This window comes from Actinomadura sp. WAC 06369 (assembly GCF_003947565.1).
GTDB lineage: Bacteria > Actinomycetota > Actinomycetes > Streptosporangiales > Streptosporangiaceae > Spirillospora > Spirillospora rifamycini.
Genome location: NZ_QHJN01000081.1, coordinates 1 through 23,982, shown reverse-complemented (window position 1 = coordinate 23,982; position 23,982 = coordinate 1). Strand labels below are relative to the sequence as shown.

The window sequence follows — 23,982 nt, the reverse complement described above, 5'->3', positions numbered from 1 at the left end:
GCGTCCTTCCAGGAGGCGTCTAGGGGGCGTGCCGCTCCAGGGCGGGCATGGCGTCCCCGGCGATGTGCGCGACCCAGAACTCGCCCTTGGCCAGGCACGGGTCGTCGGGGACCTTCTCGCCGAGTTCCCGGCACAGCCCGGTCACCAGCTCCTCGACGATCTCGCCGTGCGTGCAGACGAGCGCGGGGGCGCCCTCCGCGACGAGTTCGAGGAGCCGCTCGACGGCCTGCCCGGGCCCCGTCTCCCCGACGGTGAACGCGCCGTCCGTCGTGACGGGCGCGCGGGTGCGGCGGGCGTGCGGCAGGACGGTCTCGACGCAGCGGGCCGTCGCGGAGCTGACCAGCCGGGCGGGCCCGAACGCGTCCAGCAGCGGTGACAGCCGGGCCGCCTCCGCGCGCCCCCGCGCGTCGAGGGGGCGCAGCTCGTCGGCGTCCCGCCAGTCCGCCTTCGGGTGGGCGGCGGCGTGCCGCAGGACCACCAGCGGACGGGTGGCGGGCGGGCCCGCGAGGAACTCCTCCAGCAGCTCGGCGTCGTGCCGGTAGGACAGCCGGGCGGCGGCCCGCTCGGCGGGCAGCCATTCGAGCCGGTCGACCTCCTCGTTCGGGACGAACGCCGCGTCGGCGACCGGCCGCGCCGCCCACCAGTCGACCCGCTTCGCCCGGCCCCCCACCCGGTAGGTGCTCGTCGGGAGGCGGCGGCCGAGCCGCGGCACGATGCCGGTCTCCTCCTCGACCTCCCGGACGGCGGCGCGCAGCACGTGCTCGCCCGGGTCGACCTTCCCCTTCGGGAGCGACCAGTCGTCGTAGCGGGGGCGGTGGACGACGGCGAACTCGGGGCCGTCCCGCCAGAGGAGGGCCCCGGCGGCATGGATGGTCCGGGAGTCGCCGGTGTCCGTGCTCATGGTGTCCGTGCCCGTGTCCGTGATGTCGGTGTCCGTGGTGTCGGTGTCCGTGATGTCGGTGTCCGTGATGTCCGTGTCCGTGCTCTTGGTGTCACCGGCCTCAGCCATCGACCGTCCTCCAGCGGCGGCTCCGTACCAGATGCGTCTGGATGTCCTGCAAGGTCCCGCCCGGCGGGGGCGTGTTGCGCGTCCAGGTGCCGTCGCCGTCCAGGCACCAGGCGTGCGCTGCTTCGTCCATGGCCATGTCGATGAGCTCGATCAGCCGGTCGCGCTGCGCCCGGTCGGTGACGGTGACGAGCGCCTCGACGCGGCGGTCGAGGTTGCGGTGCATGAGGTCGGCGCTGCCGATCCACACCTCGGGGTCGCCGCCGTTCTCGAACGCGAAGACGCGGGAGTGCTCCAGGAAGCGGCCGAGGACGCTGCGGACCCGGATCGTCTCCGACAGCCCCGGCACCCCGGGCCGCAGCGCGCATATGCCGCGCACCCACACGTCGACCGGGACGCCCGCGCGCGACGCCCGGTACAGGGCGTCGATGACGACCTCGTCGACGAGCGAGTTGCACTTGACGCGGACCCGCGCCGGATGCCCGCCGCGGTGGTTGTCGATCTCGTGCTCGATGCGCTGGACGAGCCCCGACCGCAGGCTGTGCGGCGCGACCAGCAGCCGGTGGTAGGAGCCCTGCCGCGAGTAGCCGGTGAGGTGGTTGAACAGGGCGCTGACGTCCTCGCCGACCTCCGCGTCCGCCGTCAGCAGCCCGAAGTCCTCGTACAGGCGGGCCGTCTTCGGGTGGTAGTTGCCGGTGCCGATGTGGCAGTAGCGGCGCAGGACGCCGTCCGGGTCCTGCCGGACGACGAGCGCCAGCTTGCAGTGCGTCTTGAGCCCGACGAACCCGTAGACGACGTGGCAGCCCGCGGTCTCCAGCTTGCGCGCCCACGCGATGTTGGCGCGCTCGTCGAACCGCGCCTTCAGTTCCACCACCACGACGACCTGCTTACCCGCTTCGGCCGCACTCATGAGCGCGTCCACGATCGGGGAGTCGCCGCTCGTCCGGTACAGGGTCTGCTTGATCGCCAGGACGCGCGGGTCGGCCGCGGCGTCCTCGATGAGCCGCTGCACGGTCGTCGTGAACGAGTCGTACGGGTGCTGGACGAGCACGTCCCGCTCGCGGATCGCGCCGAAGACGCTCGCGTCCTCCGGGAGCGCCTCCTTCGACGGGACGAACGGCGGGTACTTCAGGTCCGGCCGGTCGAGGTCGGCGATCGCGGCGAGCCCGCCGAGGTCGAGCGGCCCGCCCACCCGGTAGATCTGGCCCTCCTCGATCGCCAGCTCGGTCGTCAGCAGCTCCAGGACGCCCGCGGAGATCGACTCCTCGACCTCCAGCCGGACGACGGGCCCGAACCGGCGCCGCAGCAGCTCCCGCTCGAGCGCCTGCAGCAGCCCCTCGCTGATGTCCTCGTCGATCTCGAGGTCCTGGTTGCGGGTGACGCGGAACGCGTGGTGCTCGACGACCTCCATGCCGACGAACAGCTGCCCGAGGTGCGCGGCGATGACGTCCTCGAGCGGGGTGAACCGGTCGGGGGACGCCTCGATGAAGCGGGGCAGCAGCGGCGGGACCTTGACGCGCGCGAACATCGTGGCGTCGGTCTCCGGGTCCCGGACGATGACGGCCAGGTTCAGCGACAGGCCCGAGATGTACGGGAACGGGTGCGCGGAGTCGACGACCAGCGGCGTCAGCACGGGGTAGATGCGGTCGCGGAAGAACCGCCGCAGCCGCTCCTGCTCGGTCTCCGCCAGTTCGTCCCAGCGCAGCAGGTCGATGCCCTCCTTGCCGAGGGCGGGGCGGATCTCGTCGCGGAAGCAGGCCGCGTGCCGCAGCATCAGCTCGTGCGCGACCGTCCCGGTGCGCTCCAGCACCTCGCGCGGCTGCCGCCCGCTGGCGGACTGCACGGCCAGGCCGGTCGCCATCCGGCGCGCGAGGCCGGCGACCCGGACCATGAAGAACTCGTCGAGGTTGCTGGAGAAGATCGACAGGAAGCGGACGCGTTCCAGGAGGGGGAGCGCCGGGTCCTCGGCGAGTTCCAGAACGCGCTGGTTGAAGCGGAGCCAGCTCTCCTCCCGGTCGAGGAAGCGGTCGTCGGGCAGCGCCTCACCGGAACGGGGGATGTGTCCTGGGTTGACGGTCATGTTCGTATTTTCCCTGACCAAGATGAACGGCTGCGGAACACGCGGGGTGCCGAAGAGTCAGACACCGTAGATCGTGCCCGTGGTTCCCGCTGATCACTCCGCCGCCCGGCCGCCGATACGGAACGTCGCCGCCCGCTCGCGCGCCGACTCCGCGCCCCGGGACCGTCCGGACCGTCCCCCGGCGACGGCCCGGCGGCGGCCCGGCGAGGCCCTGCATGCCCGGTCGCACCGGGCGGGCTTGCGCGCCTTCTAAAACAAGGGTGCCGTTTTGTCAGACCCTTGGGTAATCATCTTTGTTATGAGCAGAGACACCCATCCGGGGGCGCAGTGCCCGCACTGCCGAACACATCTCGCGCTCGTCCCCCTGTCCGCAAATGGCACGACCGGCCCCGCACTCCCCGTCGTCCTCAAGGAGGAATGGCAGCCTCCCCCCGTCTCCGAGGTGCTCGCGGTTTACGCCGGGCGCGCCGTCGACACCGCGACCGCCGCCCGCGGCGCCGCCAAGGCGAGGGAAAGCCTGAACCGCGCCCGCACCGCCGCGGCCCAGCGCAGGGCCGCACAGAAATCCGCCCGGCACCGCGCCCGGGCCACGACTCCGACCCCTAAGAGCGCCTGATCACATACCGATCACGCAGCCGCGCGAGCGGCCGCGAGAGTTGACGCGCCAAGGGACGGCGCCCGGCCGGAGGCCGAGGCACCGCCCCTGCGATTACCGATGCCCGGAACAGATCAGCGCGGTGCCGAGTCCGTCCATTCCATCGCCGTGACGGCGGCGGAACTCAGCACCGTTCCCGCGGCCCGCTCCACGCCCGCCGCGGGCTTCAGCAGCACCTGCTCGTCCGCCAGCGCCCGGCCGGACGCCGGGTCGATGACGAGCCGGTGCCGGATCGTCCCGAGCGGCGTGTCCTCGTCGATCGCCACGCCCTGGCCCGTCCGGCCCCGCGAGTCCGTGACCTCGCCCGCACCCTCGACGGACTCCATCCCGGCCAGCATCCGGAACGCCGCCGCCCGCACCCGCGGCTCGACCGGCATGTCCGTCACCAGCCCCACCGACGTCCGGAAGAGCCACGCGTCGGCCTCCATCGGCCGGGACGACGACTCCGTGTCGTGCCCCTCGTACCAGCGCAGCAGCTCGGCCTTCAGCTCCGCCGGGTCGGCCGGGAGCGCCCGCAGGTCCTTCATCGTCACGTTCCGGCCGAGCCAGAACACCTTGTCCCCGTCGACGAGCGGCGAACTGGACGTCTCCACCCGGCCGGGCGCGGTCGTCACCCGCAGCGGCTTCAGCTTCCCCCCGCCGGGCGTGGTGGGCACCTCGACGGAGAACGCCGACGGCGACCCCGCGCGCCGCCAGGCCGCCGCGTCCGCCGGCGTCGCCGCCCGCGCCCCCAGCTCCCGCTGCCGCGACCGGACCTCGCCCCCCGGCTCCCGCGGCGTCCAGGACTCGTGCTCGGAGCCGACGGCGATCGTGTACCGCGCCCCCGGCTCGCCCACCTCGTAGTACCGGGTGTCGACCTTGGCCACCCGCCAGAACGCGCCCGCCCCGGCGGGCCGGGCCTCGGTCTTCGCGGCGGCCGCGAGCAGCACCGTCCCGGCGTCGAGCGTCCGGACCGGGCCCCCGGCGACGGACGTCCCGGCGCCCGGGTCCGCGTCGTCGGCCGCGGGCAGGGACACCGCGACCAGCGCGGCGGCGACCGCCGCGCCCGCGAGGCCCAGCCCCCACACCGGCCGCCACCGGCGCGCCGCCGTGCGGGGGAGCGGCACCGCCCGCCCGGCCGCCCCGCCGGGGCCGCCCGCCATCGCCCGCGCCAGCTCGGCGCGCCGGACCTCCGGGTCGACCGGAGCGTCCGGGGCCAGCTCGTCCGGGCGCGCCTCGCGCAGCGTCCGCAGCACGTCGCTCATGACAGTTCCTCCCTGATGATCCCCACTCGCGGACGCTCCCCCGGTCCCGTCCGGTCCGGTTCGGCGCCCTCCTCGACCGCCCTGACCAGGCGCCGCCGCGCCCGGTGCAGCCGCACGCGCAGCGCCGCCGCCGAGCAGCCCACCACCTTGGCCGCGTCCCGCGGGGCGAGCCCCTGCCACGCGACCAGGATCAGCACCTCCCGGTCGGCGTCCGGCAGCGCGGCCATCGCGCGCAGCACCGCGAGGCGCTCGGCCACCTCCTCGCCGACGTCGCCGCGGGGCCGCGGCGCCCGGCGCTCCAGTTCCGCCGCGAACGCCGCGCGCCGGGCCTCGGCCCGGTGGTCGGCGCGCAGCACGTTCCGCGCGACGCCGAGCAGCCACGGCAGCGGCGGGTCGGGCACGTCGGCCAGGCGCCGCCACGCCACCGTGAAGGTCTCGCTCACCACCTCGTCCGCGACCTGCCGCCCGGCACGGCTCGCCGCGTACGCCCACACGCGCTGCCTGCACGTGTCGTACATCGCGGTGAACCGCCGCCGGTCGGCGTCCTGATCGGGGGCTTCGTCCGCCACCGTGGGCTCCTCCGTCCGCCAGGTGTGTGTTCCGTCACGAGGTAGTGGCACGGGGGGCACCATCGTTACGGGGGTGTCCCGGACTCGCGGGCACTGCCTCTAATATTTGCTCGACTGCAAGGAAGAGCCTGTTCGCCGAGTCCTCCCCCTGGGGCTAAGGAGCTGAGCCATGACCGCGATGCCCAGTCGCGGCGCCGAACGTCTGCTAGGCGTCACAGGCTCCCTCCGCCTGCTGCTCGTCGAGGACGATCCGGGCGACGCGTTCCTGTTCGAGGAGCTCCTGACGGAGGTCCGGCCGGGCGTCGACATCACGGTGGCCCGCACGCTCGCCGAGGCGCTGGACGCGATCCACCCGGGCCTGAACTGCATCATCGTCGACCTGTCCCTGCCGGACGCGCAGGAGCTCGACGCGCTGCGGCAGGTGCTCGACCACGCGCCCGACACCGCCGTGCTCGTCCTGACCGGCCTCGCCGACACGCACGTCGGCGTCGAGGCCGTCGCCGCCGGCGCGCAGGACTACCTGGTCAAGCAGGACGTGGACGGCGCGCTGCTCAGCCGCGCGATCAGCTACGCGATCGAGCGCAAGCGGGCGGACGAGTCGGAGAAGCAGCTCGTCGAGGCGCGGGTGGTGGCGCGGGAGAACGCGCGGCTGGAGCGCGGCCTGCTGCCGGTGCCGATCCTCAAGGACGGGTCGGTGCGGCACTGCACCCGCTACCGGCCGGGCCGCGACCGCGCGTTGCTCGGCGGCGACTTCCACGACACGGTGGAGACCGCGGACGGGACGGTCCACGCGATCATCGGCGACGTCAGCGGGCACGGCGCGGACGAGGCGTCCCTCGGGGTGCGGCTGCGCATGGCGTGGCGGACGCTCGTCCTCGCGGGGCACCAGGGGCAGCGGCTCCTGGAGACGCTGGACGCGGTGCTGGAGCACGAGAGGTGGGGTGACGAGATCTTCACCACGGTGTGCATGCTGGCGATCTCGCCGGACCGCCGCACGGCGCGCGTCCACCGGGCCGGGCACCCGCGCCCGCTGCTGTTCGGCCCGGACGGCGTCCGCGCGCTCCCGGAGGAGCCGCGCGGCCCCGCGCTGGGGCTGCTGCCCGGCCTGGAGTGGCCCGCGCAGGACGTCGAGCTCGGGGACGCCTGGGGGCTCATGCTCTACACCGACGGGCTGATCGAGGGCTGCGTCGGGGACGGCGGCGAACGGCTCGACCTCGAAGGGCTGCTGGAGCTGGCGGCCGCCGCGCACGCGCGCGGCGAGCGCGGCGAGGCGCTGATCGCGGGGCTGGCCGCCGAGGCCGAGCGGCTGAACGGCGACGTCCTGTCCGACGACCTCGCGGTGCTGCTGCTCAGCCGCGGAGAGCTGTGACCGGCCCGCCGGCGCCCCGCCCGGACGACGGCACGACGGCGGACGCCCCCAAGAACGCCCCCAAGAACGCCCCAACGAACGACACGACCGAGGACGGCACCACGAAGAACGACACCGGGAACGACGCGACCACCGCAGACACCACCGAATCCGCCGACACCGCGGCGGGCGGCGACGAGCGGGCCGCCGAGGCGCGGACATCCGAGGGCTTCGGCCCCCCGGTCGTCCTGCCCGAGGCCGAGTACCCGGAGCCGCACGGGCTGAGCCGGGTGAGCCTGCGCAACCTGTACCGGACGGGCTCGCTGGTCCTCGCGCTCCTGCTGGCGGGCGCGTTCGCCCTGGCCGGGGCGGCGCTCTACCAGAACGACGGGGCCCGCGAGGAGCTCGTCCGCCAGGTGTCGCAGGCGACCCTCGAGCAGTTCGAGGTCACATCGTCGCTGAACGCGCAGGACACCGCGATCCGGTCGTTCGCGAAGGACGGCGGCGCCGAGGCGCTCGCCGAGTTCCGCGCGGCGGTCGAGCGGGAGACCGCGGCGGCGGCCCGGATGCGCCGGCTGCTGGCCGGGGTGTCGGGCGGCGAGGAGGTCGTGGCGCTCCTGGACCGGACCGAGGCGGACGCCGCGGCGTGGCGGGCCGCGTTCGCCGAGCCGTTGATCGCCCGCGGGGCGGGGACCGGGCTGACGGAGGAGCAGGACGACCGCGGCCGGCGGCTGTACGACACCGTCCGCGGCGGCGTCCAGCGGCTGCAGGGCGCCATCACGACCCTGCACGAGGACGCCGCCGACCGGCTGGAGGCCCGCGGCCGCGCGACGCTGTGGGGGACCGGCTTCGCGCTCGGGCTGGTGGCCGCGGCGGTCATCGCGATGGCGGTGCTGATCCGGCGGACGGTGCTGAAGCCCGTGTCGTCCATGACCGACCGGGTCCGCGCGGTGGCGCAGGGGGACTTCGCGCACCCGCTGGACGTGTCGGGGCCGGCGGAGCTGCACGAGCTCGCCGCGATCATCGACGCGATGCGGCGGCGCATCATCGACGAGTGGGGCGCCAGCGTCCGGGCGGCGGGGCAGCTCACCGAGCAGGCCGAGGAGCTGCGCCGCTCGAACGCCGAGCTGGAGCAGTTCGCGTACGTGGCGAGCCACGACCTCCAGGAGCCGCTGCGGAAGGTCGCGAGCTTCTGCCAGATGATCGAGCGCCGGTACGGGGACCAGCTCGACGACCGGGGCCGCCAGTACATCGAGTTCGCGGTGGACGGCGCGAAGCGCATGCAGGCCCTCATCAACGACCTGCTGCAGTTCTCGCGGGTGGGCCGGATGTCGCGGATCGAGGACGCGGTCGACCTGAACGAGGTGGCCCGGCAGGCGGTGTCGAACCTGGACGCGCTGATCGAGGAGACGGGCGCGACCGTGGACGTCGGCGAGCTGCCGGCCGTCCCCGGGGACCGCAGCCAGCTCACGCAGCTGTTCCAGAACCTCGTCGGGAACGCGATCAAGTTCCGCCGCGAGGGCGTGGCGCCGCGCGTCGCCCTCGGCGCCGCCCACCGGGACGGCGAGTGGGAGTTCCACTGCTCCGACAACGGCATCGGCATCGAACCCCGGTACGCCGACCGCATCTTCCTCATCTTCCAGCGGCTGCACCAGCGCGACGAGTACTCCGGCACCGGCATCGGCCTGGCGCTGTGCAAGAAGATCGTGGAATACCACGGCGGCCGCATCTGGCTGGCCACAGAAGAACCCGACACAGAAGAAGCCGACACAGAAGAAACGGATACGGAAGAACCGGCCGGAGCGGAGCGGGGCGACGGCGAGACCGGCACCGACGCCGGCACGGACGCCGACACCGCGCCCGGTTCCGGCACCACGTTCCGCTGGACCCTTCCCGAGAGAGAGACCGATGACCGACGGCATGACTGACGGACCCCGCCCCATCGAGGTGCTGCTGGTCGAGGACGATCCCGGGGACGTCCTGCTCACCACGGAGGCGTTCGAGCACAACAAGGTGCAGAACTTCCTGCACGTGGTCGAGGACGGCGAGAAGGCGATGGCGTTCCTGCGCCGCGAGGGCGAGTACGCCGGCAAGCCGCGCCCCGACCTGGTCCTGCTCGACCTGAACCTGCCGCGCAAGGACGGCCGCGAGGTGCTGAGCGAGATCAAGGACGACGAGGAGCTGCGCAGCATCCCGGTCGTGGTGCTGACGACGTCCGAGGCCGACGAGGACATCCTGCGCAGCTACCGCCTGCACGCCAACGCCTACGTGACCAAGCCGGTCGACTTCGAGCGGTTCGTGTCGGTCGTCCGGCAGATCGACGACTTCTTCGTGTCGGTCGTCAAGCTCCCCCGCTGACGCCCCGCCCGGCCCGCCCGGCGCGGGCCGCGGCGGCGGCGGCCGGACGACCTCGGTGAATCCGCCGGGGCGGGAGCTGGCTCTCGCGATCGTCCGCCGGGCGCCTACAGTGGAGTACATGGTCGGCACGCCGGGTGATGGGGCCGCAGAGGAAGCGGCCGCCCTCGATGACGCCGCGGCCGTGCTCATGACCGTGTGGTCACGTGCGCACAACGCCCCGGACGTCCCGATCCCGGCGACGCAGCTGCGCGCGCTGCTCGCCCTGGAGGAGCGCCCGCTGAACGTCAGCAGCCTGGCGGAGCGGCTCGGCGCGCTGGTGTCGTCGGCGAGCCGGCTGTGCGACCGGCTGGAGGCGTCCGGGCTGCTGATGCGCGACCCCGGCCGGGACCGGCGGGAGGTCACGGTGCGGCTCACCGCGGACGGCCTCGACCTGCTCGACCGGCTGCGCCTGCGGCGCCGCGAGGAGTTGGCGCGGGTGCTGGCGTCGATGCCGACGTCCGCGCGGACGGCGCTGCTGTGGGGGCTGGCGGAGTTCCACGAGGCGGCGTCGAAGGCCGGGCCGGACGGCTCGTTCTCGCTGCCCGCCTGATCCCGGGACGCCCGCCTGACCCCGGGACGCCCGTCTTGCCCGCCCTTGCCCGCGGCATCCCCCGCACTCCTCGCGATGCCCGCTTTTCTCCCTTAGCCGCATTGCCCCCGACAAACCAGAAATAGGCGCATCAATGCGAGCGGAATAGCCGCCCCCGGCGTGGCATTTTCCGAATTCCCGCTACGCACGCCCTTCCCACCACTAGCATCCCGCACCATGGCGACGATGACTGCGCTACGGAATCGAGCGATCACGGTGAGTGCGCTCGTCCCGGCCGCGGCGCTGCTGCTGGCCGGCTGCGGGGGCGGCCCCGGACGGGGATCCGCCGCGGAGCCGTCCGGCGGACCGTCCACCGGGGCGGCGGCGAAGGCGGCCGCCGACGACGCGGCCGTGCCGGAGGCGACCACGTTCACCACCGTCGAGGGCGCGCCCGCCGACGCCGGACGGGACGCGGCCGACGGCCTCGTCGTGCACCCGCCGAAGCCGCTGCCGGTGCACGACCGGCCCGGCGGGCGCCGCGTCGCCACGCTCCCCACGGAACAGCTCGGCGGCCCCACCTGGGTCCCGGTCGTGGAGAGCTCCGGCGGCTGGCTGCGCGTCCTGCTGCCCAGCCGCCCCAACCGGGCGTCCGGGTGGATCCCCGGCGACGGGCTGCGCACCGCGCGCACGCCCTACCTCGTCACCGTCGACCTCGGCGACCGGCGGCTCACGCTGCACGAGTCGGGCAAGGCGGTCGGACGCTGGCGGGTCGCCATCGGTGCGGCCGCCACGCCCACGCCCACCGGCCGCACGTTCGTCATGGCGCAGCTCGCGCCGAAGGACAAGAAGCTGGTGCTGCCGCTCGGCGCGCACTCCGACACGCTCGACACGTTCGGCGGCGGACCGGGCACCGTGGCGCTGCACGGCTGGCACGACCCGTCGGTCTTCGGCCGGGCCGCCACGCACGGCTGCGTGCGGGTGCCGGACGACGCGCTGCGGAAGCTGTCCCGGGTGCCGCTCGGGACGCTCGTCCTCATCAACGACTGATCACCCGCTCCCACGAATCGGAGTCTTCCATGCGAGTTTCCCTCAGACGCCTGACCACCGCGGGCCTGCTGGCCACCGGCCTCGCCGCGGCGCTCGCCCCGGCGCTGGCCGACCCGGCGCTGGCCGAGCCCGGCTCCGGCGGCGCCGCCGGGTCCGCCTACGGGCTCACCCTCACCGGGCCGCTCGACATCGCGCCGGTGCCCGCCGTGTCGTCCGGCGGCGAGCAGGTCGAGAAGAGCCTGCTGCGCGAGAAGGGCACGAAGTTCGTGCGGGCCGAGGCGCTGGACGTCCGCGCGTCGGCGTCCCGCGCCCGCTCGAAGGTCGCCCGCCTGAGCGTCCCGTCCGCCGACCTGCTGGCCAGCGCGGTCGCGGCCAAGTGCGACGGCGGCCGCGGCTCGGCGCACCTCGCCGACGCCCGCATCGCGGGCCGCCGCCTCGACGCGGCCCCGCCGCCCAACACCCGCATCCCGGTGCGGATCGAGGGCGTCGGCGACGCGACCCTGACGCTCAACAAGCAGCGCCGGATGTCGGACGGGCGGATGAACGTCACCGCGATGGAGCTGACGCTGCCGCTGACGGAGCCGACGACGCTGAGCGTCGCGTCCGCCACGTGCGGCCGCCCGGCGCCGGCCGTCCACAAGAAGCAGCCCAAGGCCCCCGCGCCCACCCCGGTGCGGCGCGACCTGCCGGTCACGGGCTGACCCGACGCCGGCCCGGCGGCGCGCGGCGCGTCCGCCGCCGGGCCGGACCAACCCGTCCGGCCCCGCCATTCCGCCGGTCCTTTCCGGCGGCGATTCCTCAGCTCGCCGGGACCTCTTCGGCGGCCCCTTCCACGGCCTCTCCGACCGTCCCGTACAGCGACTTCTCGAAGTGCACGACCGCGCCGTCGCGATGGATGCGGTCACTGATCCGGACGTCCTCGGTGAAGGCCCGCATCAACTGCAGCCCCCGCCCGGATTCGGCGAGCGGCGGTGCCGGTGCGCCGCCCCACTGCGCGGGGTCCGCCGCCCCGCCCTCGTCGACGACCTCCACGATGCACCGGTACCCGTCCATCCGGGCCCTGACCTCGTATTCCCTGCCCGCCGCCGCGTGCTGCACCACGTTCGCGCACGCCTCCCCGACCGCGAGCGCGATGTCGGCGCGTATCTCGGAGGTGACCCCGAGGCCGCGGAGCGAGGCGTCGAGCGTCCGCCGCACGAGAGGCGCGCTCTCCGCGCTCCTCGGCAACGTCATTTCGAGGACGACCTCCATGGCCAACCGCCTCCGTTCTCTCTAACCTCCAGATTTCCCACCGCCACCAACGGGAAACTCCCGTCCCTCCCGCGACCTGCGTCTCGCCCCGATTAGCGCGGGCGCCGACAAATCTTTTTCCACTCCCCTTCCCTCTCCGTGAATGAGCCCGCCAATCGCGCCCCGGAGGTTCCGCGCCCGCCCGGACGTCCTCGCCTGGCGGGCGCGGAACCGCCGGGGCAGACTGGGGGGCGTGGTGAAGACGCTGCGTCCGCAGAACTACAACGAGGTGCTTTACGTCGGGCACTACTTCCGCAAGGGAGTCACCGTGCTCATGGATCTGACCGATCTCCCCGAAGAGGAGGCCAAGCAGCTCGTGGACTTCGCGACCGGCCTGGTCTTCGCCCGGCGCGGCTCCCTCGACCGCGTCGACCGCAGGCTGTTCCTCCTCCAGCCCTGACGGGGCCGAGGGGGCGCGTCAGTGTGCAGAGCGCAAGGCGGCGGCGGCCGGGCGGCGGCTCGCCGCCGCCCGACCGCCGCCGCCCGGCCGCCTCCGTCAGCCCGCGTAGTTGAGCTTCAGGCCGGGGCGGGGCCAGTCCTCGATCTTGAGGAGCCGCCCCGTGCTGGACGCGGTGACGTACGCGGTGCGCATGCCGTCGCCGCCCCAGCAGATGTTCGTGATGCCGGGGTCGCCGTCGACGTCGATGTCCACGAAGTCGACCAGCCGGCCGCGCGGGCTCACCACCGAGATGCCCGCGTGGACCATGGACGCGACGCAGACGTTGCCGTGCGCGTCCACGCCGAGCGAGTCGAAGTTGGTGTAGTCGGGCGCCGTGTAGAGGAAGTTGCCGCCGCCCGAGCCGCCGAGCGACCGGCCGCCCTCGATCCGCCCCGGCGCCGTGACGTCCCACCACCAGACGCGGGCCGTGTAGGTCTCGCTGACGTACAGCCGGTCGCCCTCGGGCGACAGGCCGATGCCGTTCGGGCCCTCCAGCCCGGCGGCGATCATCGTGATCGCCGAGCCGTCCGCCTTCGCGTAGAACAGCCGGCCCTTGTCGCCGGTGACGCCGTCGCTCTTGCCGTAGTCGGTGAAGTAGATCCCGCCGTGCGCGTCGAACACCAGGTCGTTCGGGCCGCGCAGCGGCGCCCCGTCCGCCTCGGTGTAGAGCGTCTCGACGGCCCCGGTGGCGAGGTCGACCGCCTGGACGCTGCCGGTCTCGTAGTCGTCCGGGATGCCGCCCGCGAACACGAACCCGCCGACCTCGAAGCGGCGCAGCCCGCCGCAGTTCGCGATGTAGACGCGGCCGTCCGGGCCGAGCGCCGCGCCGTTGGGGCCGCCGCCCGTCTCGGCGGCGACCGCGGTCGTGCCGTCCGGGCGGACGCGGGTCAGCGTGCCCCGGTGGATCTCGACGACGAGGACGTCGCCGTCCGGGAGCGCGACCGGCCCCTCGGGGAACAGCAGCCCCTCCGCCAGCGTGGTGATCTTCATTTTCCTGCCTTTCCTGCGGGGTCGCGCCGCGGCCGGGCCGCCGGCGCCGAGGACGGCCCCGGCGGCGGCGGCCCCGGCCAGCCCGGACAGCAGGGTCCGGCGTCTCACCGCATCGCCTTGAGGATGCGGCGGGCGGTGCTCTGGATGTGGACCTCGTCGGGCCCGTCGTAGATGCGCGCCTCGCGGGCGTGCCGGTACATGCGCGACAGCGGGAAGTCGTCGGTCAGCCCGGCCGCCCCGTGCACCTGGACGGCGCGGTCGACCACGTTGTGCAGCATCGCCGCCCCGACGACCTTGATCGCGCCGATCTCGATCCGCGCCTGCGAGCCCGCGTCGATCTGCTCGGCGGCCTGGAGCGTCAGCATCCGGGCGGCCTGGATCTCGGTGTAGGAGTCGAAGACGTGCTTCTGCATGAGCTGCTTGGCCGCGAGGGGCTCCCCGAACGCGACGCGGGAGTCCAGGCGGGCGCACATCAGCTCGAACGCGCGCTGCGCCTGGCCGAGCCAGCGCATGCAGTGGAAGATCCGGCCGGGGCCGAGCCGGTCCTGCGCGATGACGAACCCGTGCCCGCGCGGGCCGAGCAGGTTGTCGGCGGGGACGCGGACGTCGTCGTAGGCGACCTCGTAGTGCCCGCCGTGCCCGGTGCCGCCGCCCAGCCCGAGGACGGGCGTGTCCCGGACGATCCGGTACCCGGGGGTGTCCGTCGGCACGATGATCATGCTGAACGCCCGGTGCGGCGACGCGGCGTCCGGCTCGGTGCGGCACATGACGGTCGTGTACGCGGCCGCGGCGGCGTTCGTCGTGAACCACTTGCGGCCGCGGACCACCCAGTGGTCGCCGTCGAGTTCGGCCGTCGTCTCCATGCCGGTCGGGTCGGACCCCGCGACGTCCGGTTCGGTCATCGCGAAGCTCGGCGACAGCTCCCCGGCCACCATCGGCGCCAGGTAGCGGTCGCGCCAGCGGGGGCTCGCGTACTTGTGCAGCATCAGCGAGTCCTGGAGCGTGTACGTGCCGAGGGCGATCTGCCCCCACTCGCTGCGGCCCTGCACCTCGTTGACGTGCACGTAGTCGAGGAACGGCAGCCCGCCGCCGCCCAGCTCCGCCGGGTGCCCGAGCGCCCACAGCCCGGCGTCCTTCGCCTCCCGCTGGAGCCCCGCGATCGCCGCGCGGGCCGCGTCGCCGCCCGCGTTCAGGACGTCCTCGGCCGGCTCGACCCGCTCGGTCATGAACGCGTGCACCGCGTCCCGGACGTCCCGGACCCGGTCCGGCACGGCGAACAGCATCAGCCGTTCCCGGCGAGGTCGTCGGAGATGTCCCGGTCGCCGTACCCCTCGGGCGCGGCGATCTCGACGATCGGCTCCGGCCGGTTGTCGTACTCGACCCGCAGCGCCTTCGACATCACGGCGTGCATGTCGTACATGCAGGTGATGTAGGTGAACTGCAGGATCTCGCGGTCCGACAGGTGCTCCTTGAGGACCTCGAACACCCGGTCGGGGACGCGGCCGCCGTCCAGGACGAGCCCGTCGGTGTAGGCGAGCAGGGCCCGTTCGAGCGGCGAGTAGCAGTCGGCCGTCTGCCAGTGCGGGATCGCCTCGATCTTCTCCTCGGGCATCTTCAGCGCCCGCATCTGCTTGCAGTGCTGCGAGAAGACGAACTGGCTGCCGCGCGCCCACCCCGCCCGGCACTGCCCCAGCTCCCGCAACCGCGGGTCCAGGGACGCGCCGCGGTACAGCGCGAAGCCGCGGACGGCGTGCCGGAAGACGTCCGGGTCCTGCGCGAACACGGTCCACCAGTCGCCGGGCGTGCCGGTGGCGGTGCCGTGGTCGACGGCCGGGTCGCGGTCGGGGGCGAACAGCCGGTCGTAGAAGAACAGGATCCGTTCGTCGGTGACTTCGGCTCGGGGGACTTCACGCAGGCGCGGCATTGCTCTCCTTCGCGGGCCGCCGGTCGGCGGCCGTCTTCGGGGTGTGGGAGACGTCGGCGTCGGTGAACTCGCGCGTCCAGCACGCGAACTCCAGGAGGATGCCGTCCGGGTCCTGGAAGTAGAACGAGCGGACGAACACCCCCTCCTGCATCTTCGGGGCGACGCCGAACTCGCTGTCGTCGTGGTTGAGGACCGGGCTGACCTTGACGCCCTTCTCCTTCAGCCGCGTCCGGTACTCGTCGAACTTCTCGACCGGCACGTGGAACGCGACGTGGTTCATCGACCCGACGGCGCTGAGCAGCTCGCCCTGCTCCGGACGGGTCTTCGGCGCGGAGATCCCGGGGACGGCGTCGGGCGCGTCCGGGAACCAGAAGAACGCGACGCAGTCGCCGCCTCCGCAGTCGAAGAAGAAGTGCTGGCCCATGCCGCCCGGCAGGTCCAGCGTCTTGATCAGCGGCATGCCGAGCACGCCGGAGTAGAAGTCGATGGTGCGCTGCATGTCCGAGCACACCAGCGCCAGATGGTTGATTCCGCCCAGCTCGAACTCGCGGTTCATGACACCTCCTGCACTGTGGGAGCCGCGGGGGCCGCGTCGCCGCCGTCGTGGCGGGCGCGCAGGTCCCGCTTGAGGACCTTGCCCGCGACGTTGCGCGGAAGTTCGGGCACGAACTCGACCTTCCGCGGGACCTTGTAGCCGCCGAGGTGCTCGCGGACGAACGCGATGACGTCCTCGGCGGCGAGCGCCCGTCCGGGGCGGGTGACGACGGCGGCGGCGACGGCCTCGCCCCAGCGTGCGTCCGGGACGCCGAACACGGCCGCGTCGGCGATCGCGGGGTGCCGGTACAGCACCTCCTCGACCTCGCGGGACGCGACGTTCTCCCCGCCCGTGACGATCATGTCCTTGATCCGGTCGACGATGGAAATCATGCCGTCGGCGTCGCGGCGGACGACGTCGCCGGTGCGGAACCAGCCGTCCCGGAACGACGCGGCCGTCAGCTCCGGCTCCCGCCAGTACCCGGCCATGACCTGGTCGCAGCGGACGACCATCTCGCCGGGCTCGCCGTCCGGCACGTCCGCGAACGCGTCGTCGACGATGCGGACGTCGGCGGTGTCCATCACGCGCCCGGCGGCGGCGAGGAGGCGCGTCTCGCCGGCGGCGGCCCGGCGGTGCTCGGCCGTCCCGAAGTACAGGATGTTGCCGCCGGTCTCGCTCATCCCGAACCCTGGTAGAAGTCGCAGCCCAGGACGTCCATGCCGCGCCGCAGCACCTCGGCCGGGATCGCGGACGCGCCGTACCCGATCGCCTGGAGCGTGCCGAGGTCGTGCTCCTCGATGCCGGGATGGCCCAGCAGGAACGCGATCATCGTGGGGGCGAGGCCCGTCTGCGTGACCTTCCACTCGGCGACCAGCCGCAGGAACGTCTCGTTGTCGTAGGAGCGGAGGATCCCCACCGTGCAGGCCCGCAGGTGGTTGACCAGGACCGCGTAGCCGCCGACGTGGCACAGCGGGAAGCAGAACAGGAACACCGACCCGTCCGGGATCTCCCAGGCCGCCGCCGAGCCCGCGACGCCCGCGACCAGGTTCCGGTGGGTGAGCATCACGCCCTTGGGACGTCCGGTGGTGCCGCTCGTGTAGACGAGCCAGCCCACGGAGTCCTCGTCGGGCCGCGGCGGTTCGGTGGCGGGCGCGTCCGCGACCAGGTCGGCGTACGCGCGGTCGCCGCCGCCGTCGAGGCCGACGACGAGCCGCACGCTCGGCATCGCGTCCCGCAGCCCGGCCATCGCGTCCAGGTACTCGCCGCCCACCACCAGGACGGACGCCTCCGCGTGGGCGACCAGCGACGCGATCTCCGCCGGGTGCAGCCGGTGGTTCAGGAACGTCAGCGCCATGCCGGCCGCCGGGACGGCGTAGTACAGCTCGACGTACTCGGGGCGGTTCCCGGACAGGACCGCGACGCGGTCGCCCGGCTCGGCGACGGCCCGCAGCGCGTTCGCGGCCCGCCGGACGCGGTCGCGCAGTCCGGCGAACGTGAGCGTCTCGTCCTCGAAGCGGAGCGCGAGCCGGTCGGGGCGCTTGCGCGCGGCGTACTCGACGATGTCGCTGATCAGCATGGGCTTCCCGGCGCGGCAGCGGCCATGGCGGCCTCCCAAAAAACTTGACTTGACAGTCATGTCATCTTCGTTCGATGCTCGGATCCTGAACCTGAGAGCATGCGGATGTCAAGAGTCCGGGCGAACGGGAAGAAGGACCATGGCGAGCGAGACGCAGGCGCGGGGCGAGAGCGCGACCGGCGCGGCCGGGCCGCTGACCGAGCGCGGCGTCCGCACCCGCGAACGCCTCCTCACCGCCGCCCGCGAGGTCTTCGAGGAGCGCGGCTTCCTCGACACCCGGGTCGCGCACATCACCCGGCACGCCAAGGTCGCGTACGGCTCCTTCTACACGTACTTCCCGTCCAAGGAGGCCATGTTCCTGGAGGTCGCCGACCGGCTCTTCGCCGACATGACGCAGCACGACCTCGTCCCGCTGGAGGGCCCGTCGCCCGCCGCGCGCGTCCGCCGCGCCAACCGCGCCTACTACGAGGCGTACCAGCGCAACGCCAAGATGATGGCCATCATCGAGCAGGTCTCCACGTTCAACGTCGAGTTCCAGGAGATGCGCCGCAAGCACCGCGCCAGCGCCGTCGCCCGCTCCGCCAAGGCCATCCGCCGCTGGCAGGCCGCCGGCATCGCCCCCGCCGACCTCGATCCCGAGATGGCGTCCCGCGCCCTCGCCGCCATGGTCGACCACTCCCTCTACCTGTGGCTCGTCCAGGGCGAAGGGCCCAACGACCGCCTCCTCGACACCCTCGACACCCTCTCCATCCGCGCCCTCGGCCTCGACCCCTAGGAGCCCCCCTTGGACCTCGCGGACCGCTTCCTCACCGCCATCACCTCGGGCGACACCGACGCGCTCCGGGCGATGTACGCCCCCGGCGCGACGATCTGGCACGCCGGCGCCGGCGTGCAGGCCGTCGACGACAACCTGCGCACGCTCCGCTGGCTGTCCCGCACCCTGCGGGACATGCGGTACGAGGACGTCCGCCGCGACCCCCTGCCCGACGGCTACGCCCAGCGGCACGTCCTGCGCGGCTCCCTCCCCGACGGGAGCCCCTTCGAACTGGACGCCTGCCTGTTCGTCACCGTCCGGGACGGCCGGATCGCCCGGCTGGAGGAGTACGCCGACAGCCGCGGCAGCGGCCCCCTCCGCGAGCTGGCCGCCGCGCAGCGCGCCGCCCGCACGGACGCCAGCGCGGACGCCCGCACGGACGCCCGCACGGACGCCCGCACGGACGCACGCGCATGAGCGGCCCCGGCGACGCGCTCGCCGCCCGCCTCGGCGCCGGCGTCGCGGACCTGCACCGGCTGTCCGGCGGCGCCAGCCGCGAGACCTGGTCGTTCACCGCCGGCGGCCGCGCCCTCGTGCTGCGCCGCGACCCGCCCGCCGCCCCCGACCCGGCGGCGATGGCGCGCGAGGCCGCGCTGCTGTCGTCCGCCGCCGACGCCGGCGTCCCCGTCCCGACCCTCGTCGACCACGGCCCCGACCTCGACGGCGTCCCGTTCATGATCATGGAGCGGCTGGCGGGCGAGACGATCCCCCGGCGGCTGCTGCGCACCCCGCGCCCCGGGCTCGCCCGCGAGCTCGGCGCGATCCTCGCCCGCCTGCACACGATGGCGCCCGTCGACGGCCTGCCCGACGCCGACCCCCTCGACGCGCTCGCCGAGTACTACGACGCGTTCGACGAGCCGCGGCCCGCCGTCGAGCTCGCGTTCCGCTGGCTGCGCGAGCACCGGCCCGCCCCGACCGGCCGCACCGTGGTGCACGGCGACTTCCGCAACGGCAACCTGATGATCGACGGCCCGGCCGTCACGGGCGTCCTCGACTGGGAGCTGGCGCACCTCGGCGACCCCGCCGAGGACCTCGGGTGGCTGTGCGTGAAGGCGTGGCGGTTCGGGTCCCCGCACCCCGTCGGCGGCTTCGGCCCCCGCGCCGACCTCCTCGCCGGCTACGCCGACGCCGGCGGCGCCCCGCCCGACCCGGCCGTCCTGCACTGGTGGGAGGTCTACGGCACCCTCCGCTGGACGATCCTGTGCCGCCACCAGGCCGAGCGCCACCTCAGCGGCGCCGACCCGTCGATCGAGTACGCCGTCCTCGGCCGCAAGGTCTGCGAGCAGGAGCACGACCTGCTCCTCGCCCTCGGCCGCACCGAGCCCGTCACCGTCGCCGACCCGCTCGACTCCGCGGGCGGCGCGGCGGGCGGCACGGCGGGCGGCGCGGCGTCGCCGCCGCACGACCGGCCGTCCGGACCGGCCCTGCTCGAAGCCGTCGAGCGGTTCGTCCTCGAGACCGACCACGCCGACGACCGGCTCCGCTTCCACGCGCGCGTCGCCGCGTCCGCCCTCCGCATCGCGCGCCGCGAACTCCTCCTCGGCGACGCCCACCGGACGGCCCACGCCGCGCGGCTCGCGTCCCTCGGGTGCGCCGACGACGCCGAGCTGGCCCGCGGCGTCCGCGACGGCCGCTTCGACGACCGGGCGGACGAGGTCGTCGCGGCCGTCCGCGCGTCCGTCGTCGACAAGCTCACCGTCGCGAACCCCCGCCACCTCGCGACCCCGCCCTGACCGGGCGGTCCGGGCCCGCCGACCGGGGCCGCCGGGGGGCTCAGCCGCCCTCGGCGGCCCCGTCGCCGTCCGCGGCGGGGACCCAGCCGCGGCGGGCGCCCTCGTCGATGAGCGTCCGGGCGTAGGCCCACAGGTCGGCGGAGGCGTCGCCGATGACGGCCTTGCGGCGGCGCACGTCGGCGTCGGTGACGCCCGGGGTGCGCCAGGTCCCGCCCCGGTTGTTGTAGTTCAGCAGCAGGGGCTGGAGCCGGTCCATCGCCTTCGCGAACCGCGCCTCCGGGGTCCGCCGCTCCTCGAACTCGTCCCACAGGGCGCGGAACTCGACCGCCTGGTCGTCCGGCAGCAGGGCGAACAGCCGGTCGGCCGCCTCCCGCTCGCGGCGCTCCTGCGTCGCCGCGCCCTCCGCGTCGTACAGGAACGTGTCCCCCGCGTAGATCTCCACGAGGTCGTGCAGCAGGACGAGCTTCAGCGTGCGGCCCACGTCGACCGGCTCGTCGGCGTGCTCGGCGAGGACCGCCACCATCAGCGCCAGGTGCCACGAGTGCTCGGCGTCGTTCTCCCTGCGGTCGTCCGCGACGAGGACGCTGCGGCGCAGCACGGTCTTGAGCCGGTCCACCTCGACGATGAACGCGACCTGGGCGGCGAGCCGGGACGGGACGTCCGGCGGCTGCGGCACGCGGTCGATCAGGCGGTCGATCAGGCGGTCTTCGGCGGTCATCGCACCCTCCGGAGGTCGTCGGCAGAGCGACCGTACCCGCCCGCCCCGACGCGTGCGGCGCCCACCGGCGTGTCCCGCACGGCAACTCGCTATGGACATTAGTGTGTGCCGCACACTATGGTGTGACACGTGACCGCAGACGAGTTGATCCTCACCCAGGCCCAGGAGCTCCGCCGCGGCACGGTCGTCCTGGCCTGCCTGGCGCTGCTCGAGGACGCGCAGTACGGCTACGCGCTCCTGGAGACGCTCAATGAGGCCGGGGTCACGGTCGACGGCAACACCCTCTACCCCCTGCTGCGCCGGCTGGAGAAGCAAGGACTGCTCACCAGCGAGTGGAACACCGACGAATCCCGGCCGCGCAAGTTCTACCGGGTGAGCCCCCAGGGCGCGCTCGTACGCGAAGGACTGATGCACGAATGGCAAAGCCTGGTGACCTCGATGTCGCGACTGACGAAGGAGATCCGGTGAGCGCGCTGACCGACGGCTACGTGCAGGAGGTCGTCCGCCGGGTCCCCGCCGACCAGCGCGACGACATCGCCGGCGAGCTCCGCGCCACCATCGCGGACGCCGTCGACGCGCGCGGCGAGTCCGACCGGGCGGCCGCGGAGCGGGCCGTCCTCACCGAGATGGGCGACCCGATCCGGCTCGCCGCCCGGTACGCCGACCGCCCGCTCACCCTGATCGGGCCCGACCTGTACCCGACGTACGTCCGGGTGCTCACGGTGCTGCTGGGCGTGGCGCTGCCCGCCGTGACGATCGCCATGATGGTGCTGGACGTCCTCGACGGCGCGGGCGTCGGCGCGGCGATCGGCACCGGCGTCGGCACGGTCGTCACCGTCGGCGCGCAGATGGTCGCGTGGCTCACCCTCGTGTTCGCCGCCGTCGAGCGGTTCGCGCCGCGGTCGCTGCCCCGCACGTGGACGCCCGACGACCTGACCGCGCCGCGCCGCCCGGACGACGGCGGCCGCGCGGCGATCGCGGTCGTGGTGTGGGACGCGCTGCTGCTCGGGCTGATCGTCTGGCAGCGGACCGCCGAGCCGTACCGCGCGGACGGCGAGCGCATGCAGGTGCTCGCTCCGGACCTGTGGTCCTTCTGGATGTGGCCGATCGTCGCCGGGCTCGTCGCCCTCATCGCGGTGAACCTGGTGCGGGTCGCGCGCCGCGGCTGGACCGTCCCGCTGGCGGGCTGGCACGCCGCCGCGCAGGCCCTGGTCACGCTGCCGCTCGCGTGGGTCGTGTACCGGCAGGACATCCTGAACCCCGAGTTCCTCGACGCCGTCAACGGCGACGACTGGACGACCCCCGGCTCCTTCTACACCGCCGCGACGCTGGTCATCCTGGCGATCGGCGCGAGCGACACCTACGGGGCCTTCCGCAAGGCCCTCCGCTGAACCGCCGGGAGGCCCGCACACGGGCCTCCCGGCCTTTCGCGTCCCCGCGGGCGGGGGCGCGTTTCGGGTGTGTTGCCCGGCGGTAACCGCGGTACGGCCCGTCAAAAGGATCCATTTCCCCGGAGTTAAGAGTTGATTTCGGCCCCGGCGAACAATTGCCGGGCGCTTGCGGAGGCGGCAGCCTGACGGCACCCGACCGCCTTCGAGGAGCACGCATGGAACCGATCATGAGCAAGTCCGACGCCGCCGCACTCGTCACCGCCGCGAAGGTGCGGCGCGGCCTCACCTGGACGCGGATCGCCGAGGAGATCGGCGCCCCGGCCGTGTGGGCGACCGCGGCGCTGCTCGGGCAGCACCCGATGCCCCGCGAGCAGGCCGAACGGGTGTGCGCGTTCCTCGAGCTGGACGCGGCCGTCGCGGAGAGCCTGGCGCTCCAGCCCACCCGGGGCACCGATCCGGCCGTGATGAGCGACCCCACGATCTACCGGTTCGCCGAGGCGCTGTCCGTCTACGGGCCCGCCCTCAAAGAACTCATCCACGACGAATTCGGCGACGGCATCATGAGCGCCATCAACTTCCGGGTCGACTTCGCCCGCCGCCCCGACCCGGACGGCGACCGCGTCGTCATCACCTTCGACGGCAAATTCCTCGACTACCGCTGGTGATCGGCCCCCGGGCCGAGCCGCCGGTGCTGATCTGACAGCGCCGCGCCGGGCGTGTGAGACGAACGTAACGCGCCCAACTCCGAGCCGTCATACGGCGGGCATCAACGCTGCCGAGACTCTCCTGGTCGGTCCGAATACCCCGGAATGGGTCGGTGCTCTTCCGGTCCGTCCACGGCAGAGGAGTGGCCTCGTGTCCTATGTGAACCCGCCCGATCTCGTCAGGAAGATGGTCGACGCCGGCGAGGCGAAGACCTTCCTGTCCGCGCGCGACACGCTCATCCGCGCGTTCATGGCCGCCGCGCTCCTCACGCTCGGCGCGGCGTTCGCGGTCACGGTCACCGTGCAGACCGGGGAGCCGCTGCTCGGCGCGCTGCTGTTCCCGGCCGGGTTCTGCCTCGTGTACCTGATGGGGTACGACCTGCTGACCGGCGTGTTCACGCTCGTCCCGCTCGCCCTGCTCGACAAGCGGCGCGGGGTGACGCCGCGCGCGATGCTGCGCAACTGGGGCCTGGTGTTCGTCGGCAACCTCGGCGGTGCGCTGACCGTCGCGGTCATGATGGCGGTGATCTTCACCTACGGGTTCTCGACGCCGCCGGACGCGGTCGGGCAGCAGCTCGGGACGATCGGCGAGGGCCGGACGGTCGGGTACGCCGAGCACGGCGCGGCCGGGATGCTGACGCTGTTCATCCGCGGGGTCATGTGCAACTGGATGGTGTCCACCGGCATCGTCGCGGCGATGATGTCGACGTCCGTGCCCGGCAAGGTGATCGGCATGTGGCTGCCGATCATGATGTTCTTCTACATGGGGTTCGAGCACTCGATCGTCAACATGTTCCTGTTCCCGTCCGGCCTGATGCTCGGCGGCGACTTCTCGGTCATGGACTACATCGTGTGGAACGAGATCCCGACCATCGTCGGGAACCTGATCGGCGGCATCACGTTCGTCGGGCTCACCCTCTACGCGACCCACGGCCGCACCGGCCGGGGGTCGCGTAGAGGGTGAGCCCGACGAACGTGATGCCGCCGATCAGG

The 23,982-nt window shown here is 73.6% G+C and carries 25 protein-coding genes and 1 pseudogene; 14 read left to right on the top strand and 12 right to left on the bottom strand.

Going from position 1 to position 23,982, the window contains the following annotated elements:
- Positions 1 to 19: 19 nt before the first annotated feature.
- The 4 genes from DMH08_RS21890 to DMH08_RS21870 all read right to left on the bottom strand — a co-directional run bounded on the left by DMH08_RS21890 (position 20) and on the right by DMH08_RS21870 (position 5,554).
- Entirely contained in the window at positions 20 to 1,009 is a 990-nt protein-coding gene (locus tag DMH08_RS21890) for an NUDIX hydrolase (protein ID WP_233617731.1), read from the bottom strand.
- On the bottom strand, positions 1,002 to 3,086 hold the full coding sequence (locus DMH08_RS21885; protein WP_125617387.1) for an RNA degradosome polyphosphate kinase: 2,085 nt from the start codon (positions 3,084 to 3,086) through the stop codon (positions 1,002 to 1,004). Before DMH08_RS21885 ends, DMH08_RS21890 begins: the two co-directional genes overlap by 8 nt.
- Positions 3,087 to 3,815: 729 nt before the next feature.
- The gene (locus DMH08_RS21875) at positions 3,816 to 4,985 is read right to left on the bottom strand and encodes a CU044_5270 family protein (RefSeq protein WP_125617385.1); all 1,170 of its coding nucleotides are present in this window, start codon (positions 4,983 to 4,985) and stop codon (positions 3,816 to 3,818) included.
- Entirely contained in the window at positions 4,982 to 5,554 is a 573-nt protein-coding gene (locus tag DMH08_RS21870) for an RNA polymerase sigma factor (protein WP_233617730.1), read from the bottom strand. Before DMH08_RS21870 ends, DMH08_RS21875 begins: the two co-directional genes overlap by 4 nt.
- A gap of 169 nt (positions 5,555 to 5,723) precedes the next feature.
- Here DMH08_RS21870 and DMH08_RS21865 point away from each other — a divergent pair, with 169 nt between their 5' ends.
- The 6 genes from DMH08_RS21865 to DMH08_RS21835 all read left to right on the top strand — a co-directional run bounded on the left by DMH08_RS21865 (position 5,724) and on the right by DMH08_RS21835 (position 11,576).
- Entirely contained in the window at positions 5,724 to 6,923 is a 1,200-nt protein-coding gene (locus DMH08_RS21865; protein WP_125617383.1) for a PP2C family protein-serine/threonine phosphatase, read from the top strand.
- Positions 6,920 to 8,830 carry a sensor histidine kinase gene (locus DMH08_RS21855; RefSeq protein ID WP_233617729.1) on the top strand — a complete coding sequence of 637 codons (1,911 nt, stop codon included), beginning with the start codon at positions 6,920 to 6,922 and terminating at the stop codon, positions 8,828 to 8,830. The genes DMH08_RS21865 and DMH08_RS21855 overlap by 4 nt, the downstream gene beginning before the upstream one ends.
- On the top strand, positions 8,823 to 9,260 hold the full coding sequence (locus tag DMH08_RS21850; RefSeq protein ID WP_125617381.1) for a response regulator: 438 nt from the start codon (positions 8,823 to 8,825) through the stop codon (positions 9,258 to 9,260). The genes DMH08_RS21855 and DMH08_RS21850 overlap by 8 nt, the downstream gene beginning before the upstream one ends.
- 118 nt (positions 9,261 to 9,378) lie before the next feature.
- On the top strand, positions 9,379 to 9,849 hold the full coding sequence (locus DMH08_RS21845; RefSeq protein ID WP_026402775.1) for a MarR family transcriptional regulator: 471 nt from the start codon (positions 9,379 to 9,381) through the stop codon (positions 9,847 to 9,849).
- 216 nt (positions 9,850 to 10,065) lie between these two features.
- A complete protein-coding gene (locus DMH08_RS21840) occupies positions 10,066 to 10,875 on the top strand; it encodes a L,D-transpeptidase (RefSeq protein ID WP_233617728.1) in 810 nt (269 codons plus the stop codon).
- Between the two features lie 29 nt (positions 10,876 to 10,904).
- A complete protein-coding gene (locus DMH08_RS21835; protein ID WP_125617379.1) occupies positions 10,905 to 11,576 on the top strand; it encodes a choice-of-anchor P family protein in 672 nt (223 codons plus the stop codon).
- 97 nt (positions 11,577 to 11,673) lie between these two features.
- Here the strand turns inward: DMH08_RS21835 and DMH08_RS21830 are convergent, their stop codons facing one another.
- Positions 11,674 to 12,108, bottom strand: a complete 435-nt coding sequence (locus tag DMH08_RS21830; protein ID WP_233617727.1) for an ATP-binding protein — start codon at positions 12,106 to 12,108, stop codon at positions 11,674 to 11,676.
- Between the two features lie 250 nt (positions 12,109 to 12,358).
- Here DMH08_RS21830 and DMH08_RS21825 point away from each other — a divergent pair, with 250 nt between their 5' ends.
- The gene (locus DMH08_RS21825; RefSeq protein WP_026402778.1) at positions 12,359 to 12,565 is read left to right on the top strand and encodes a cell division protein SepF; all 207 of its coding nucleotides are present in this window, start codon (positions 12,359 to 12,361) and stop codon (positions 12,563 to 12,565) included.
- A gap of 96 nt (positions 12,566 to 12,661) precedes the next feature.
- On the opposite strand, the gene DMH08_RS21820 is transcribed toward DMH08_RS21825, so the two are convergent.
- The 6 genes and pseudogenes from DMH08_RS21820 to DMH08_RS41115 all read right to left on the bottom strand — a co-directional run.
- Entirely contained in the window at positions 12,662 to 13,702 is a 1,041-nt protein-coding gene (locus tag DMH08_RS21820; RefSeq protein ID WP_199747935.1) for an SMP-30/gluconolactonase/LRE family protein, read from the bottom strand.
- The gene (locus DMH08_RS21815; protein ID WP_125617373.1) at positions 13,699 to 14,877 is read right to left on the bottom strand and encodes an acyl-CoA dehydrogenase family protein; all 1,179 of its coding nucleotides are present in this window, start codon (positions 14,875 to 14,877) and stop codon (positions 13,699 to 13,701) included. Before DMH08_RS21815 ends, DMH08_RS21820 begins: the two co-directional genes overlap by 4 nt.
- A complete protein-coding gene (locus DMH08_RS21810) occupies positions 14,877 to 15,518 on the bottom strand; it encodes a carboxymuconolactone decarboxylase family protein (protein ID WP_026402781.1) in 642 nt (213 codons plus the stop codon). Before DMH08_RS21810 ends, DMH08_RS21815 begins: the two co-directional genes overlap by 1 nt.
- A complete protein-coding gene (locus DMH08_RS21805; RefSeq protein WP_125617371.1) occupies positions 15,502 to 16,074 on the bottom strand; it encodes a VOC family protein in 573 nt (190 codons plus the stop codon). The genes DMH08_RS21810 and DMH08_RS21805 overlap by 17 nt, the downstream gene beginning before the upstream one ends.
- Positions 16,071 to 16,415 (bottom strand): AMP-binding enzyme, encoded by a 345-nt coding sequence (locus DMH08_RS41795; RefSeq protein ID WP_233617732.1) that lies wholly within the window; start codon positions 16,413 to 16,415, stop codon positions 16,071 to 16,073. The genes DMH08_RS21805 and DMH08_RS41795 overlap by 4 nt, the downstream gene beginning before the upstream one ends.
- Before the next feature lie 171 nt (positions 16,416 to 16,586).
- Positions 16,587 to 17,629: pseudogene (locus DMH08_RS41115) on the bottom strand (AMP-binding protein); the annotation flags it as partial.
- 139 nt (positions 17,630 to 17,768) lie between these two features.
- Here DMH08_RS41115 and DMH08_RS21795 point away from each other — a divergent pair.
- Genes DMH08_RS21795 through DMH08_RS21785 form a run of 3 tightly spaced genes read left to right on the top strand, consistent with a single transcriptional unit; the run spans position 17,769 to position 20,176 of the window.
- Positions 17,769 to 18,404, top strand: a complete 636-nt coding sequence (locus tag DMH08_RS21795) for a TetR/AcrR family transcriptional regulator (RefSeq protein ID WP_125617368.1) — start codon at positions 17,769 to 17,771, stop codon at positions 18,402 to 18,404.
- 9 nt (positions 18,405 to 18,413) lie between these two features.
- Positions 18,414 to 18,860 carry a nuclear transport factor 2 family protein gene (locus DMH08_RS21790; protein ID WP_125617366.1) on the top strand — a complete coding sequence of 149 codons (447 nt, stop codon included), beginning with the start codon at positions 18,414 to 18,416 and terminating at the stop codon, positions 18,858 to 18,860.
- Entirely contained in the window at positions 18,857 to 20,176 is a 1,320-nt protein-coding gene (locus DMH08_RS21785) for a phosphotransferase family protein (RefSeq protein ID WP_125617364.1), read from the top strand. Before DMH08_RS21790 ends, DMH08_RS21785 begins: the two co-directional genes overlap by 4 nt.
- 40 nt (positions 20,177 to 20,216) lie before the next feature.
- On the opposite strand, the gene DMH08_RS21780 is transcribed toward DMH08_RS21785, so the two are convergent.
- On the bottom strand, positions 20,217 to 20,894 hold the full coding sequence (locus tag DMH08_RS21780) for an HD domain-containing protein (protein WP_125617362.1): 678 nt from the start codon (positions 20,892 to 20,894) through the stop codon (positions 20,217 to 20,219).
- Positions 20,895 to 21,023: 129 nt separating this feature from the next.
- On the opposite strand from DMH08_RS21780, the gene DMH08_RS21775 reads away from it, so the two are divergent.
- From DMH08_RS21775 to DMH08_RS21760, 4 genes are all read left to right on the top strand, one after another.
- Positions 21,024 to 21,362 (top strand): PadR family transcriptional regulator, encoded by a 339-nt coding sequence (locus tag DMH08_RS21775; protein WP_026402786.1) that lies wholly within the window; start codon positions 21,024 to 21,026, stop codon positions 21,360 to 21,362.
- A complete protein-coding gene (locus DMH08_RS21770) occupies positions 21,359 to 22,285 on the top strand; it encodes an HAAS signaling domain-containing protein (protein WP_026402787.1) in 927 nt (308 codons plus the stop codon). Before DMH08_RS21775 ends, DMH08_RS21770 begins: the two co-directional genes overlap by 4 nt.
- Positions 22,286 to 22,500: 215 nt before the next feature.
- Positions 22,501 to 22,950 (top strand): cyanase, encoded by a 450-nt coding sequence (gene cynS, locus DMH08_RS21765; protein WP_026402788.1) that lies wholly within the window; start codon positions 22,501 to 22,503, stop codon positions 22,948 to 22,950.
- A gap of 190 nt (positions 22,951 to 23,140) precedes the next feature.
- On the top strand, positions 23,141 to 23,953 hold the full coding sequence (locus DMH08_RS21760) for a formate/nitrite transporter family protein (protein WP_125617360.1): 813 nt from the start codon (positions 23,141 to 23,143) through the stop codon (positions 23,951 to 23,953).
- The last annotated feature ends 29 nt before the right edge of the window (positions 23,954 to 23,982 follow it).

Bases quoted from the DNA above. Each gene is read 5' to 3' on its own strand.
- DMH08_RS21865 (WP_125617383.1), top strand. From the start codon at position 5,724: ATGACCGCGATGCCCAGTCGCGGCGCCGAACGTCTGCTAGGCGTCACA.
- DMH08_RS21810 (WP_026402781.1), bottom strand. From the start codon at position 15,518: ATGCCGCGCCTGCGTGAAGTCCCCCGAGCCGAAGTCACCGACGAACGG.
- DMH08_RS21885 (WP_125617387.1), bottom strand. From the start codon at position 3,086: ATGACCGTCAACCCAGGACACATCCCCCGTTCCGGTGAGGCGCTGCCC.
- DMH08_RS21815 (WP_125617373.1), bottom strand. From the start codon at position 14,877: ATGCTGTTCGCCGTGCCGGACCGGGTCCGGGACGTCCGGGACGCGGTG.
- DMH08_RS21830 (WP_233617727.1), bottom strand. From the start codon at position 12,108: ATGACGTTGCCGAGGAGCGCGGAGAGCGCGCCTCTCGTGCGGCGGACG.
- DMH08_RS21850 (WP_125617381.1), top strand. From the start codon at position 8,823: ATGACTGACGGACCCCGCCCCATCGAGGTGCTGCTGGTCGAGGACGAT.
- DMH08_RS21835 (WP_125617379.1), top strand. From the start codon at position 10,905: ATGCGAGTTTCCCTCAGACGCCTGACCACCGCGGGCCTGCTGGCCACC.
- DMH08_RS21840 (WP_233617728.1), top strand. From the start codon at position 10,066: ATGGCGACGATGACTGCGCTACGGAATCGAGCGATCACGGTGAGTGCG.
- DMH08_RS21780 (WP_125617362.1), bottom strand. From the start codon at position 20,894: ATGACCGCCGAAGACCGCCTGATCGACCGCCTGATCGACCGCGTGCCG.
- DMH08_RS21875 (WP_125617385.1), bottom strand. From the start codon at position 4,985: ATGAGCGACGTGCTGCGGACGCTGCGCGAGGCGCGCCCGGACGAGCTG.
- DMH08_RS21795 (WP_125617368.1), top strand. From the start codon at position 17,769: ATGGCGAGCGAGACGCAGGCGCGGGGCGAGAGCGCGACCGGCGCGGCC.
- DMH08_RS21785 (WP_125617364.1), top strand. From the start codon at position 18,857: ATGAGCGGCCCCGGCGACGCGCTCGCCGCCCGCCTCGGCGCCGGCGTC.
- cynS (WP_026402788.1), top strand. From the start codon at position 22,501: ATGGAACCGATCATGAGCAAGTCCGACGCCGCCGCACTCGTCACCGCC.
- DMH08_RS41795 (WP_233617732.1), bottom strand. From the start codon at position 16,415: ATGATCGTCACGGGCGGGGAGAACGTCGCGTCCCGCGAGGTCGAGGAG.
- DMH08_RS21805 (WP_125617371.1), bottom strand. From the start codon at position 16,074: ATGAACCGCGAGTTCGAGCTGGGCGGAATCAACCATCTGGCGCTGGTG.
- DMH08_RS21845 (WP_026402775.1), top strand. From the start codon at position 9,379: ATGGTCGGCACGCCGGGTGATGGGGCCGCAGAGGAAGCGGCCGCCCTC.
- DMH08_RS21890 (WP_233617731.1), bottom strand. From the start codon at position 1,009: ATGGCTGAGGCCGGTGACACCAAGAGCACGGACACGGACATCACGGAC.